Raw genomic sequence first — 13,192 nt, 5'->3', positions numbered from 1 at the left:
GGTCAGTGCGGCAGGAGGCGCGTGAGCGCGGCGCTCGCGAGCGTCGCGATCTGCGCGAGGAAGTCGGTGGCCATCCCGTCGTGGAAGCGGCGCGGGTCGGGCGAGCCGAGCACGAGCAGGCCGAACGCGGGCGCATCGTTACCGGCGAGCGGTGCACGCAGCGCGAGCAGCGCGACCGATGCGGCCGAGCCGTCGCCGGCCGGCGCGGCTTCCGCGCCTTCCGCCGCATTCGCGGCCGACGCGGCGACCGCGGGCGCAAGCCACTGCGCGGCTTCGAAGCCCGTGTTCGCACCGCAGTACGGCGTCGACAGCCCGTTCGTGAACAGGCGCACTTCCTCGCCGACCTGGCGCGCGAAGTCGGCTTGCGAGTAGGTGTCGGCGACGTCCCACACGCGCAGTGCCGTCTGCGGCACGTCGAAGACTTCGGCGATGCCGTCGGCGATCGTGCGCGGCAGCGCGTACGGATCGCGTTCCGCGATCACGCGTGCCGTCCAGCGGCTGAACTTCGCGGACAGGCTGTCGTTCTCGTGGCCATAGCGCACGAGTTCGGCGAGCCGGCGCTCGAGATGCTTGTTCTTGTCGCGCAGCATTTCCATCTGCCGCTCCTGCAGCGAGATCGCGGCCTTGCCGTGCGGGTTCGCGAGGCGGATCGTCGCGAGCAGTTCGGCGTGCTGCGCGAAGAATTCGGGATTGGCGAGCAGGTAGTCGGCGACTTCGCGATCGTTCATGTGGCTGGAGCGTTCAGTTATCAAGGACGTTGCAGGGTCAGGCAGGCAGGTCGATCTCGCCTTCGAACACGGTCGTGGCGGGCCCGGCCATCATCAGCGCGGCGGCTTCGTCGCGCGCGCCGTCCCAGCTGATCGTCAGCGTGCCGCCGTGCGTGTGCACGGTCACCGGCGAATCGAGCAGGCCGCGCCGGATGCCGGCCGCGACCGCCGCGCACGCGCCGGTGCCGCACGCGAGCGTTTCGCCCGCCGCGCGTTCGTACACGCGCAGCTTCACTTCGCTGCGCGATACGACCTGCATGAAGCCGGCGTTCACGCGCTCCGGGAAGCGCGTGTGATGCTCGATCAGCGGGCCTTCTTCGTGCACCGGATAGGCTTCGGTGTCGTCGACGACCTGCACCGCGTGCGGGTTGCCCATCGTCACCGTCGAGATCCAGCGCGTCGAACCACCGACGTCGAGCGGCCACAGCGTGTCGCGGCCCTCGGTGCGGCCGTCGAGGCCCGCTGCATCGAACGGCACCTGCGCCGGCACGAACACGGGCGCACCCATGTCGACGACGACTTCGCCGTTGTCCTGCATCGTCAGCGTGATCAGGCCCTTCATCACCTGCACGCGCACGCTGCGCTTGTCGGTCAGGCCGCGGTCACTGACGAATTTCACGAAGCAGCGCGCGCCGTTGCCGCAGTGTTCGACTTCGCCGCCGTCGCAATTGAAGATCCGGTACTTGAAATCCACGCCGTCGACGGTCGGTTTTTCGACGAGCAGCAGCTGGTCGGCGCCGATGCCGAAGTGGCGGTTGGCGAGCGCACGCACCTGCGCTTCGGTGAGCGGCGGCAATGCGCGCGAATAGCCGTCGAGCACGACGAAGTCGTTGCCCGCGCCGTGCATCTTGGTGAACGAGAGTTTCACTGGGTCCGGATTTCCATGACGAACAAGGCGGTCAGCGCGGCTCGCGCGACGCCGCGCCATGCCGGGCGGCCTCGTTCGTCGTGCTGATCTCAACCGCAAATGATACATGCAGCCGACAGGGGCGTCCTGCGCGGGCGGGGGCATGAGCGGGATGGCGAGGATGGCGAAGGCATGGGGGGAATCGAGCGAGCGCTTTCGTACGAGTCAAATTGACTAGGCAACCGAAGGATTTGCATAGTTTTGCCACACGAAAACGGCTTCACGACCTGATCAGGAAAGCGATGACTCGCATCTTCAATCCGCCCCATCCGGGCGAAACCCTGCGCGATGACGTGCTGCCGGCGTTCGGCCTCACCGTCACCGAGGCCGCCGCTCAGCTTGGCGTGACGCGTGCGGCGCTGTCGCGCATTTTGCATGGTCACGCCGGGATTTCGCCGGAAATGGCGTTGCGCATCGAGGCGTGGCTTGGAGAGGAAAACGGCGGTCGCGCGGATCTGTGGCTGGCACAGCAATCCGCTTGCGACTTGTGGCGGGCGCGCGCGAAAGGCGTGCCCAAGGTAGCGAGGGCGCAGGCACGTGCGTGACCGTGCGCCCGCGGGTATGGCTTAGTACAGGCTCGGTTCGCCGGCCGGGCGCGTCTTGAAGCGCTTGTGGACCCAGTAGTACTGCTCGGGCATCAGCGGGATCTGTTCCTCGAGGAATTCGTTCATCCGCCGCGCGTCGAGATCGTCGTCCCCGGTCGGGTAGTTGGCCCACGGCTTGAAGACCTTCAGCCGGTAGCCCTTGTAGTTCGGCAGCACCTCGCCGATAAAGGGCAGGACCTGCGCGTGGCCGGTCTGAGCGAACCGGCCCACAGCGGTCAGCGTGCAAGCGGGTACGCCGAAGAAGGGCACGAACGTCGAGTTGCGCAGCCCGTAGTCCATGTCGGCGCCCAGCATCACCGGCTTGCGGTCGCGCAGCCAGCGCAGCACGGTACGCGCGCTGTCGGCCCGGCTCGCCAGCTCCGCGCCGAAGCGGCTGCGGCCGGCTTTGGCCGCGGCTTCGATTTCCGGGCTCTTCATCGGCGTGTAGAGCGAGCCGCAGGTCCGGCCGAGGGCGAGATTGATCGCCATCGAGCCGGCTTCGATGCCGACGAAATGGAAACCGAGCAAGAGGGTCGGCGGCATGTCCGGATCGCTGAGGTCGACTTCGCTCTCGACCGTAAACAGCTTGCGGTAGGCCTGTTCCGACGCGAACCACTGGTAGCTGCGCTCGACGTAGCTGCGGATCGCGTGACGGAAATGCAGGCCGGCCACTTCCTCGCGGCGTTCGTCGCTCCAATCAGGGAAGCAGAGTTTCAGATTGGTGTGTACGATGCGCTTTCGCCGGCTGGGGATCTTGTAGAGCAGCCAGCCGAGACCATCGCCGAACCGTGCGGTCAGGCCGTACGGCAACCGGGCGAGCAGTTTCAGCAAGCCAATGGCGAGGTACGTGCCTAGACGACCTAGCATGTGAAACCTCCGTGGGACCGGCTGGCCGGCGCTTTGCAAACAGGGTGGTGAAACAGCGGAAGATGCAGCACGGGCGGCGCTCTGTGACAATTCAGGAAAGCCGCTATAATACGGGCTTCGCCGAGTTAACTGACAACTTGCGGGGCGAAGCCGGTTAGCGTTACACGCGCTGCCCGGTCCTGGTAATCCGCTAAAGCGTCGCCGCTTCAGGCCCAACGAAGCTGGCTACGTGAAACCAACCGTAACCACACAGGAGCCTGAAAAAGTGGCAAACGATTATCTCTTCACGTCCGAATCCGTCTCCGAAGGCCATCCGGACAAGGTCGCGGACCAAATCTCGGACGCGATCCTCGACGCCATCCTCGAGCAGGACAAATATTCCCGCGTCGCGGCGGAAACGCTGTGCAACACTGGTCTCGTCGTTCTGGCCGGTGAAATCACCACGACGGCCAACATCGACTACATCCAGATCGCGCGCGACACGATCAAGCGCATCGGCTACGACAACACCGACTACGGCATCGACTACAAGGGTTGCGCGGTGCTCGTCGCGTACGACAAGCAGTCGCCGGACATCGCCCAGGGCGTCGATCGCGCACACGACGACAACCTCGACCAGGGCGCGGGCGACCAGGGTCTGATGTTCGGTTACGCGTGCGATGAAACGCCGGAACTGATGCCGCTGCCGATCCACCTGTCGCACCGTCTCGTCGAGCGTCAGGCCAGCCTGCGCCGCGACGGCCGCCTGCAATGGCTGCGCCCGGACGCGAAGTCGCAGGTCACGATCCGCTACGTCGACGGCAAGCCGCATTCGATCGACACCGTCGTGCTGTCGACGCAGCACGCACCGGACATCGAGCTGCCCGCGCTGCGCGAAGCCGTGATCGAGGAAATCATCAAGCCGACGCTGCCGGCTGACCTGATCAAGGGCGACATCAAGTTCCTGGTGAACCCGACCGGCCGGTTCGTGATCGGCGGCCCGCAGGGCGACTGCGGCCTGACCGGCCGCAAGATCATCGTCGATACGTACGGCGGTGCCGCACCGCACGGCGGCGGCGCGTTCTCGGGCAAGGATCCGTCGAAGGTCGACCGTTCGGCTGCGTACGCAGGCCGCTACGTCGCGAAGAACATCGTCGCAGCCGGCCTCGCGTCGCGCGCGCTGATCCAGGTGTCGTACGCGATCGGCGTCGCCGAGCCGACCTCGGTGATGGTCAACACGTTCGGCACGGGCCGCGTGTCGGATGCGGTGATCACGAAGCTCGTGCGCGAGCATTTCGACCTGCGTCCGAAGGGCATCATCAAGATGCTCGACCTGCTGCGCCCGATCTACGAGAAGACCGCTGCTTACGGCCACTTCGGCCGCGAAGAGCCGGAATTCTCGTGGGAAGCGACCGACAAGGCGCTCGCCCTGGCCGAAGCGGCCGGCGTCGAGCCGACGGCACGCGTCGCGTAAGCGTCGTTCGCGTCAAATGAAAAACCCCGGCAAAGCCGGGGTTTTTTTATGGGTTCCGATCGCCGGGGCAACCGGACAATCGGGCAGCGGCGCGACGGCGATCGTCGCGCACGGTGCCCGCCGGCGCGCGCTCAGCGCGCGCCGAACCCGAACCAGCCGTTGCTGGCTGCGAGGCGGCGCGGGCGGTTGACGCGGCGCTGCGGGCCGAGCGCACGGCGCAGCGCGAGCGCGCGCAGCGACGACGGCTTCTGCAGCAGCGAGCGCAGGCCGGCTCGGCGCGAGAACGCCTGCGCGCTCATCATCGAGAAAAATGCGTGGAACCACGCACGGATACCGTCCAGCCGGCTATGTGCGGGCGTACGCTCGGCCAGCGCCTGCGTGCGTGCGCGATGATGGCGCAGCGAGCGGGCAGGAGCGGGCGGCACAACGCGCTTCGCAGCGCGGCTGAGACGGGAAGTCAGACGGAATGGCATGTGAACGATGCTTCGCTTGTATGGATGGCGCCCTTGGGAGCGCACTGGTATGAACGGCCTCGGATGGCGCAACGGATCTTATCGAAACTCGCTGCGCGCCGCGCCCGCCAGAATTGACAGGCCGCGACAGGCTACAGGGGATTCATGACGGGCAAAAGTCGCGATAAACCCTTGTGCCACAAGGCGTGTGCCGCATACCGCCTGTCGGTGAGGCCCGCGCCGCGCCGCACAGTTCCCTTGAGCCTGATCAAATCCTCGATTGGCATGCCCCTGCGCACGACAATGGTGCTGTTCGCGGCATCCGGCGCCGATTTACAATCGTCACATTCACACAAAAAACGTCTGGCATCCCATGTCGTCTCCATTGCAGTCGGAATCGATCCGCGCGCAAGTCGCGGAATTGCGCGAGCGCGGCTTCGTCGTCGCGCGTGGCCTCGTCAGCGACGAGCAGTGCGCGGCGCTCAGGCAGGTCGCGGAGCGCCAGTTGCGGGAGGCGGCCGAGCCGATCGAATTCGAGGCGGACCTGCGCTACCCGGGCGCGCCCGAGTCCAAGCATGCGCCGGGCGGGCATACGGTGCGGCGGCTGCTCGATGCGTACTCGCGCGATCCGGCGTTCGCCGAGCGCGCGATCGCACCCGAAATCGGTGCGTGGATGCGCGAGTATTTTGGTGAAGAACCCGTGCTGTCGCGCGCGCATCACAACTGCATGATGACGAAGCACCCGGCGTACGGCAGCCTGACCGGCTGGCATCGCGATTTCCGCTACTGGTCGTTCGAGCGTCCGGACATGGTGTCGGTGTGGCTCGCGCTCGGGCCGGAAACGAACGAGAACGGCGCACTGTGGCTCGTACCGGGGTCGCATACGGCCGAATTCGGTCCCGAAGCGTTCGACGATGCGAAGTTCTTCCGCGGCGACCTGCCGGCGAACAAGAAGATGATCGACGCGGCCACGTGCCCGTCGCTGCAGACGGGCGACGTCGTGTTCTTCCACAGCAATACGCTGCATTCGGCCGGGCAGAACCGTTCCGACCAGGTGAAGTTCTCGCTCGTGTACACGTACCACGCCGCGAGCAACCGGCCGGTGCCGGGCACGCGCTCGGCGTCGAAGTCGGAAGTGCAGTTCTAGGTTCGGATCGGACGGGCGGCGATACCGCCGCGCTCACGCGATGCGGCGCATCGCGGGCGAATGAAGCAACGGGCGGCCTGGCCGCCCGTTTCGTTTGGCGCGGCCCGATCGTATGACGCGGGCCGTGCGGGCATCGCGCGGCTGAGCGATCAGCGCTTGCTACCCGGCATCGCGAGGCCGATCAGGCCGACGAACGATGCGACGGCGCCGCCCACGATCAGCAGGATCGTCTTCGTCGCGGGCGAACCGGTGAAGAAGCGCGACACGTTGTCGTTGATCGAATGGAACGACTGGCCGCCGAAATACAGCAGCAAGACGCCGCCGACGAGCAGTGCAACCGAGATGACCCGGGACATACCAACCTCGCTGAAACGGTGATTCGAGACGCCGCAGTGTAGGCGACGGCCGCGACCGCGTCCATCGCCGTGCCGCCGAGCGCGTTTCGGCCGCTTTCGCTACCATAGTCGTCGTATGACTCCTTCGCCGCCGCCGCGCCGTGTGCGCGGCCGGCGCGCGTCCCCTTTCCCGATGTCCTGACGGAACCGACTCATGGCTTACGAAGCAGCTTCCGAACGTTATGCCGGCATGCAATACCGCACTTGCGGCAAATCCGGGCTCAAACTGCCCGCGCTGTCGCTCGGCCTGTGGCACAACTTCGGCGACTCGACGCCGATCTCGACGCAACGCGACATCCTGCGCACCGCGTTCGACCTCGGCATCAACCACTTCGATCTCGCGAACAACTACGGGCCGCCCTACGGCAGCGCGGAAACCAACTTCGGCCGGCTGCTGAAGGAGGATTTCCGGCCGTATCGCGACGAGTTGCTGATCTCGACGAAGGCCGGCTGGGACATGTGGCCGGGGCCGTACGGCAGCGGCGGCGGGTCGCGCAAGTACGTGCTCGCGAGCCTCGACCAGAGCCTGCAGCGGATGGGGCTCGACTACGTCGACATCTTCTATTCGCACCGCTTCGATGCGCACACGCCGCTCGAGGAAACGGCGGGCGCGCTCGCGTCGGCCGTGCAGCAGGGCAAGGCGCTCTACATCGGCATCTCGTCGTATTCGGCAGCGAAGACGCGAGAGATGGCGGAACTGCTCGCGCAGTACAAGGTGCCGCTACTGATCCACCAGCCGTCGTACAACCTGCTGAACCGCTGGGTCGAAACCGAATTGCTCGGCACGCTCGACGAGATCGGCACGGGCAGCATTGCGTTCACGCCGCTCGCGCAGGGGCTGCTCACGTCGAAGTACCTGAACGGCGTGCCGGCCGATGCGCGCGTGAACAAGCCGGGCGGCGGCTCGCTGAAGCAGGATCACCTGAGCGCGGACAACCTCGACCATGTGCGCAAGCTGAACGCGATCGCAGAACGGCGCGGGCAAAGCCTTGCGCAGATGGCGCTTGCGTGGGTGCTGCGCAACGGCCGCGTGACGTCCGCGCTGATCGGCGCGAGCCGGGCGGAGCAGGTGCGCGAAAACGTCGGCGCGTTGAAGAACCTCGAATTCTCGGCGGACGAACTCGCGGAGATCGATCGTTACGCGACGGAAGGCGGCATCAATCTGTGGGAAAAGCCGTCCACCGATCAGTCGATCTGATCGGCAGTCGATACGGCATGCGAAACATCGCGTGCCGTATCAATGGCTTGTGCGCAGCACATCGCATCGCTGCAATGCAGCGATGCGCGTCACGCACGGGTGGTGCGCCGCTAGATCAGCGCAGGCAGGCCTTCGACGAGCAATACCGCAACGCCGACGCCGAGGATGACGCCCAGCACGCGCAGCAGGTTGTGGCGGAATTCGGTTGCACACGGCACCGCGCCGAGAAATAGCGCTCCGGCCAGCGCCATCGGAATCAACAGGATGAAGTCGCCGATCGTGAAGTAGGTCGTCATGCGTGTCTCCAGGGTCGACCGGAGTGGGCGCTTGGGCGCGAACTCCGGCCCCATGCCGGGTGTTTCTAGTGTTGGTCCGACCCGATTGCGAGCGGGGCGGTTAATTCGAGTATAGGCAACCGGCACCGCTTTTCGCTATCCGAACCATTAAAAAATCAGCGGAAAGCCCCACGAATCACGCATTTTTCCCGCCAGTTCGACGAACGCCTTGCACGCATCTTTCCCGTGCCTTTCGATTGTTGCGGATTCGTCGTATGTGTCCGATGCGTGCCGCCGCACCCGCGGGCGCGACGGCACGCCCGCTCATGCGCGGTCGGGTTGCACGCGGGCGGCAGGCGCGCGGAACACGAGCGCGAGCCCCGCGATGATCGCGCCCATGCCGGCGAGCGCGAGCGGCTCGGGCCGGTTGCCGAGCCACACGGCATCCATCAGCGTGGTGACGACGGGCACGAGATAGAACAGGCTCGTCACGTTGACGAGATCGCTGCGCTGCATCAACCGGTAGAACAGCAGTTGCGCGATCACCGAAATCACGATGCCGAGCCACAGCAGCGGGATCACGAACGCCCAGCTCATGTCGAACGACACCGGCCGGAACGGCACGATCGCCACGCACAGCGCGAGGCCGATCGCATTCTGCAGCGGCAGCACGTCGGCAGGCGCCGCACGTACGCGCTTTTGCAGCAGCGAGCCGGCGGTCAGCGCGACGAGCGCGGTGAGCGCGCACGCAACGCCTGCGAGCGACAGGCCGCCGTCCTCCGTGCCGCGGAACACGACGAGTGCGAGTCCGGCCAGCGACAACGCGAGCCCCGCGACGCGCACGGGTTGCCAGCGCCGCTCGACGATCGCGAGCGTGAGGATCGGCTGCACGCCGAGGATCGTCGCGAGCACGCCCGGCGCGATCCCGCGTTCGAGTGCGAGCAGGTAGAAGATCGAATAGCCGCCCATCATCAGCAAGCCGGTCAGCGCGGCCATGCGCCGCTCGCCGCGCGGCGGCAGCCAGCGTTTGCGCATGAAGGCCAGCCCGAGCAGCACGAGCGATGCCAGTGCGAATCGCGCGGTGAGAAAGACGAACGCGGATGCGTGACGCAGACCGAGTTCAGCGAAGATCGCGCCACTGCTCCACAGCAGCACGAAGAGCGACGTCGCTCCATGCGCGGCGAGCGCGCGTTTGAACGAAACCATGTGAATCCACCTGTCGAACGGATCGAAATGTTCCATCCGCGCGCGCAGCAACACGCCGTGCGTCACGACGCACGAATGCAAGCCTGCGGGCGAATGGAAGACGAAACGAAAAGCCGGCTGGTCAGCCGGCGCGTGCCGCCGGAGGGGGCGGCGCGGCGCCGACGAGCGGCGGTGCGACAGGAGGAGGAAGGACCGACGGATGCGCGCACGCCTGCGGCCGCGAGTCGAACTGCGGCCGGGATTTTGCAAGGGCGGACGTGAGCGGATGCATCGTATCGGAATGCGCTTGAACGCGAATGAGCATCAAAGGTACCGCAAGGCCGGCATCGGACGCAACACCTGTCGGTGGCTTCGTATGACGAAGGGCGATGCGTGCGCAACGGTCGCTGCGCTGGCTGCGTTCCAGGCAGGAGGAAGGTGATGAAGGCGTCGCGCGGTTCGGCAAGCGTTGTGGCGCGGAAGTGCCTGGTGACCCGGCACCGGATTCACGGTGCGTGCGGGGCGTCCATTGCGTGCGCGCCGCGGTGATGTTGGGGATTCGGCGGGCAGTCACATTCGACAGGGTATGATGGGGGTAGCCGGGCGGGCAAGCAGCCGTCCGGCGCAGTGGTTGATTGGAGACATTCGACGAATTCGCGGCACTTCGCCTGCTTCTTCTTCTTTTCGCGCTTCGATAAACCGTGAACAATGGGATTACGCGCAGCGCTCCGTCGAGAGCGGCGCGGATCGTGCATTTGCCGGCCCGCCAGCGGGCCGGGTTTCAAGATTCAAGAGTGGGGAACCATCATGCATATCGGGTCGATTGTCTGCACTACCCATATCGCGGTGCCGAAGGGCGCACGCGGCATCGTCCAGCGCATCCTGGGCGACATGGCCATGGTGACCTGGTACGCGGGCGTGCCGGGTGAGTCGAAAGAACTCAACACCGAGCCGTTCTTTCTCGAGGACCTGATCGACACCGGCGAATCCGTGCTGCCGGCCGGCGCGGCGCTGCACTAAGCGCACACGCCGCATCGGGCGCTCGTCTTTCAGCCCGGCTGGCGGCACAATGCGGGGCATGAAAGACGTCACTTCCGCTCCCGCTTCTCCCGCCGGCCCGCCGTTCGCCGGACTCACGCCCGAGTGCGTGCTCGACGCGCTCGACAGCGTGCTGATACCGGCCGGCCTGCGCACCGACGGGCGCATGCTCGCGCTCAACAGCTACGAAAACCGCGTCTATCAGGTCGGCATCGAAGACGGCCCGCCGGTCGTCGCGAAGTTCTATCGTCCGGCACGCTGGTCGGACGAAGCGATCCTCGAAGAGCACGCGTTCGTCGCCGAACTCACCGCGCGCGAGATTCCGGCGGTGCCCGCGCGCGCATTCGACGGCCGCACGCTGCACGCATTCGACGGCTTCCGCTTCTCGATCTTCGAGCGGCGCGGCGGCCGCGCGCCCGATCTCGATCGCAGCGACACGCTCGAATGGCTCGGCCGCTTCATCGGCCGGATCCATGCGGTCGGCGCGACGCAGCCGTATGTCGCGCGCCCCGTGCTCGACATCAATACGTTCGGCTACGAGCCGCGCGATTACCTGCTCGCGCACGATTTCATTCCGGACGATGTGCGGCCCGCCTATGCGACGGCCGTGACGCTCGCGCTCGAAGGCGTCGAGGCCGCGTTCGAGCGGGCGGGCGAGATCCGCCTGCTGCGCACGCACGGCGACTGTCATCCGAGCAACGTGCTGTGGACCGATGCCGGCCCGCACTTCGTCGACTTCGACGATAGCCGGATGGCGCCCGCGATCCAGGATCTGTGGCTGCTGCTACCGGGCGATCGCGAAGGCGCGTCGCGTGCGCTGGCTGATTTGCTGGCCGGCTACGAGGATTTCTGCGAATTCGAGCCGCGCGAGCTGCATCTCGTCGAAGCGCTGCGCACGCTGCGGCTGATCCACTATGCGGCATGGCTCGCGCGGCGCTGGGACGATCCCGCGTTTCCGGCCGCGTTCCCGTGGTTCAACACGCATCGTTACTGGGAAGCGCGCGTGCTCGAGTTGCGCGAGCAGATCGGCGCGATGCAGGAGGGGCCGCTCTGGCCCGTGTGACGGTGCGCGCGGCACTCGCGCCGCGCGACATGCATGTGCGGGCCGCGGCGCGATGTGCGCGGCCCGTTTCGCTCAGAACTTCAGCATCAGCTTGATCAGCGCGGCGAAGCGCTTGCCGTACGGCGGCGCGAGCAGGTTGCGCGCGTTCAGGCGTGCCTGCGTGAGCACCGGCTTCATCTTCGAGAACGTCACGAAGCCGTCGTAGCCGTGATACGCGCCCATGCCGCTCGCCCCGACACCGCCGAACGGCAAACTGCCGCACGCGATGTGCATCAGCGTTTCGTTGATCGACACGCCGCCCGAGATCGTTTCGCGCATCACGCGATCGATCGTGCCGCCGTCCTCGTCGAACAGATAGAGCGCAAGCGGACGCGGGCGTGCATTCACGTACGCGATCGCCTCGTCGAGCCGTTCGTACGGCACGAGCGGCAGCAGCGGCCCGAAGATTTCCTCCTGCATCAGTTGCGACGCGGCCGGCACCTGCGTGACCGCGCACGGCACGAAGCGGCGCGATGCGGGATCGGATTGCGCGTCGGACAGCGGATGCAGCTGCGCGCCGGCCGCCTGCGCGTCGCTCGCGAGCTGCTGCAGCCGCGCGTAGTGGCGCGGCGACACGATCGTCGTGTAGTCGCCGTTGGCCGACAGATCGGGATACATCTTCGCGAAGCGTGCGCGCGCGCGCTCGATGAACGCGGCTTCCATCCCGCGCGGCAACAGCACGTAGTCGGGCGCGATGCAGGTCTGGCCCGCGTTCAGCGTCTTGCCCGCGACGATCGCGTCGACGGCCGCATCGAAGCGCGCGTTCGGGCCGACGATCGCCGGCGACTTGCCGCCGAGTTCGAGCGTGACGGGCGTGAGGTTGTCGGCGGCCGCGCGCATCACGTGGCGGCCGACGTGGGTCGAACCGGTGAACAGCAGATGATCGAACGGCAGCCCGCTGAACGCGGCGCCCACTTCCGCATCGCCGTTCACGACCGCGACGTGGTCGCGCGTGAAGGTCTTGGCGATGAGCTGCTCGAACAGCGCCGACGTGCGCGGCGTCAGTTCGGACATCTTGATGATCGCTCGGTTGCCGGCCGCGAGCGCGCAGATCAGCGGGCCGGCAGCGAGCAGCACCGGGTAGTTCCACGGCACGACGATGCCGACCACGCCGAGCGGCTGCGGAATCACCTTCGCGCGCGCCGGGCGCAGCCACTTGTTCATCGGCTTGCGGATCGGTTTCATCCAGCGCTTGCCGTGCTTGAGCGCGTCGTCGATCTCTTCCTTCGCCATCCAGATTTCCGACAGCAGCACTTCCTGCTTCGCGCGATGACCGAAATCGGCGCTGATCGCTTCGGCGAGTGCATCTGCATGGTCGATCAGCATCGTGCGCAGCGCGCGCAGGTGTTGCACGCGCGTTTCCCATGCCGGGTACGGTGCGCGCAGGTAGGCCGCGCGCTGGTCGCGCAGCAGCGCCGTCAGCGCATCGGCGGACGGCAGTGCTTGCGGGGCCAGTTCGGGCAGGTCGTTCTTCATGTCGTCTCCTCCAGTTGGGCCTGGCTGGTCGGCCGGCCGTCACGCCGCACGCGCACGCTCGGCGAGCGCGGCGACGCGGATCGGGGTGGTGCGTGTCGCGCGGCGCGGGGCCGGATGCGACGGGTGCTCGAAAACCGGTTGAAGCGTGCGGCGGGCGTCGCATCCGCGCGACGGTGTGTGCATCCGGAAACCGCTCCGTGGCGCATGCGCGTGCGCCGCGATGTGACTGCCTACGGGCACGCGTCGCTGCGTCGCGAACGCCTGCCGGTGCACCGAAGCAGGGCGGCGCGACGTGTACGCCAAATCGTGTCGCAGCCCATCGTGCCGCTGCGGCGACAAGCCGTCC

The 13,192-nt window shown here is 66.7% G+C and carries 14 protein-coding genes; 6 read left to right on the top strand and 8 right to left on the bottom strand.

Annotation, left to right across the window (positions count from 1 at the left end):
* Nucleotides 1-2: 2 nt before the first annotated feature.
* Both BCO18175_RS26610 and dapF read right to left on the bottom strand, forming a co-directional pair.
* Nucleotides 3-728 (bottom strand): DUF484 family protein, encoded by a 726-nt coding sequence (locus BCO18175_RS26610; protein ID WP_174985530.1) that lies wholly within the window; start codon nt 726-728, stop codon nt 3-5.
* Between the two features lie 37 nt (nt 729-765).
* On the bottom strand, nt 766-1,635 hold the full coding sequence (gene dapF / locus BCO18175_RS26605) for a diaminopimelate epimerase (protein ID WP_174985528.1): 870 nt from the start codon (nt 1,633-1,635) through the stop codon (nt 766-768).
* 281 nt (nt 1,636-1,916) lie between these two features.
* Between dapF and BCO18175_RS26600 the strand changes: the two genes are divergently transcribed.
* Nucleotides 1,917-2,219: a HigA family addiction module antitoxin gene (locus BCO18175_RS26600; RefSeq protein ID WP_174985526.1), complete on the top strand. Its 303-nt coding sequence runs from the start codon at nt 1,917-1,919 to the stop codon at nt 2,217-2,219.
* Between the two features lie 21 nt (nt 2,220-2,240).
* On the opposite strand, the gene BCO18175_RS26595 is transcribed toward BCO18175_RS26600, so the two are convergent.
* Nucleotides 2,241-3,125 (bottom strand): lipid A biosynthesis lauroyl acyltransferase, encoded by an 885-nt coding sequence (locus BCO18175_RS26595; protein ID WP_174973568.1) that lies wholly within the window; start codon nt 3,123-3,125, stop codon nt 2,241-2,243.
* A gap of 265 nt (nt 3,126-3,390) precedes the next feature.
* Here BCO18175_RS26595 and metK point away from each other — a divergent pair, with 265 nt between their 5' ends.
* Nucleotides 3,391-4,578 carry a methionine adenosyltransferase gene (metK, locus tag BCO18175_RS26590; RefSeq protein WP_122946502.1) on the top strand — a complete coding sequence of 396 codons (1,188 nt, stop codon included), beginning with the start codon at nt 3,391-3,393 and terminating at the stop codon, nt 4,576-4,578.
* 131 nt (nt 4,579-4,709) lie between these two features.
* On the opposite strand, the gene BCO18175_RS26585 is transcribed toward metK, so the two are convergent.
* A complete protein-coding gene (locus tag BCO18175_RS26585) occupies nt 4,710-5,051 on the bottom strand; it encodes a hypothetical protein (RefSeq protein ID WP_011353530.1) in 342 nt (113 codons plus the stop codon).
* Nucleotides 5,052-5,403: 352 nt separating this feature from the next.
* On the opposite strand from BCO18175_RS26585, the gene BCO18175_RS26580 reads away from it, so the two are divergent.
* Complete coding sequence (locus tag BCO18175_RS26580) at nt 5,404-6,177, top strand: phytanoyl-CoA dioxygenase family protein (RefSeq protein WP_174985524.1); 774 nt, start codon at nt 5,404-5,406, stop codon at nt 6,175-6,177.
* 149 nt (nt 6,178-6,326) lie between these two features.
* Here the strand turns inward: BCO18175_RS26580 and BCO18175_RS26575 are convergent, their stop codons facing one another.
* Complete coding sequence (locus BCO18175_RS26575) at nt 6,327-6,533, bottom strand: DUF3185 family protein (protein WP_174916611.1); 207 nt, start codon at nt 6,531-6,533, stop codon at nt 6,327-6,329.
* A gap of 193 nt (nt 6,534-6,726) precedes the next feature.
* Here BCO18175_RS26575 and mgrA point away from each other — a divergent pair, with 193 nt between their 5' ends.
* Nucleotides 6,727-7,770, top strand: coding sequence for an L-glyceraldehyde 3-phosphate reductase (gene mgrA, locus BCO18175_RS26570; RefSeq protein ID WP_174985522.1), 1,044 nt, complete (start codon nt 6,727-6,729; stop codon nt 7,768-7,770).
* 110 nt (nt 7,771-7,880) lie between these two features.
* Here the strand turns inward: mgrA and BCO18175_RS26565 are convergent, their stop codons facing one another.
* Both BCO18175_RS26565 and BCO18175_RS26560 read right to left on the bottom strand, forming a co-directional pair.
* On the bottom strand, nt 7,881-8,066 hold the full coding sequence (locus BCO18175_RS26565; RefSeq protein WP_011353526.1) for a hypothetical protein: 186 nt from the start codon (nt 8,064-8,066) through the stop codon (nt 7,881-7,883).
* A 303-nt stretch (nt 8,067-8,369) separates the two neighbouring features.
* A complete protein-coding gene (locus BCO18175_RS26560; RefSeq protein ID WP_174985520.1) occupies nt 8,370-9,251 on the bottom strand; it encodes a DMT family transporter in 882 nt (293 codons plus the stop codon).
* Nucleotides 9,252-10,037: 786 nt separating this feature from the next.
* Here BCO18175_RS26560 and BCO18175_RS26555 point away from each other — a divergent pair.
* Complete coding sequence (locus BCO18175_RS26555; protein ID WP_006477514.1) at nt 10,038-10,250, top strand: hypothetical protein; 213 nt, start codon at nt 10,038-10,040, stop codon at nt 10,248-10,250.
* Between the two features lie 58 nt (nt 10,251-10,308).
* Nucleotides 10,309-11,331 carry a serine/threonine protein kinase gene (locus tag BCO18175_RS26550; protein WP_438820286.1) on the top strand — a complete coding sequence of 341 codons (1,023 nt, stop codon included), beginning with the start codon at nt 10,309-10,311 and terminating at the stop codon, nt 11,329-11,331.
* A 72-nt stretch (nt 11,332-11,403) separates the two neighbouring features.
* Here the strand turns inward: BCO18175_RS26550 and BCO18175_RS26545 are convergent, their stop codons facing one another.
* Nucleotides 11,404-12,846 carry a coniferyl aldehyde dehydrogenase gene (locus tag BCO18175_RS26545; protein WP_174916607.1) on the bottom strand — a complete coding sequence of 481 codons (1,443 nt, stop codon included), beginning with the start codon at nt 12,844-12,846 and terminating at the stop codon, nt 11,404-11,406.
* Nucleotides 12,847-13,192 lie beyond the last annotated feature (346 nt).

Source organism: Burkholderia lata, from assembly GCF_902499335.1.
Taxonomy (GTDB): domain Bacteria; phylum Pseudomonadota; class Gammaproteobacteria; order Burkholderiales; family Burkholderiaceae; genus Burkholderia; species Burkholderia lata_B.
Note: the sequence above shows the minus strand (reverse complement) of the source record. Positions and strands in the feature narration are given on the sequence as shown.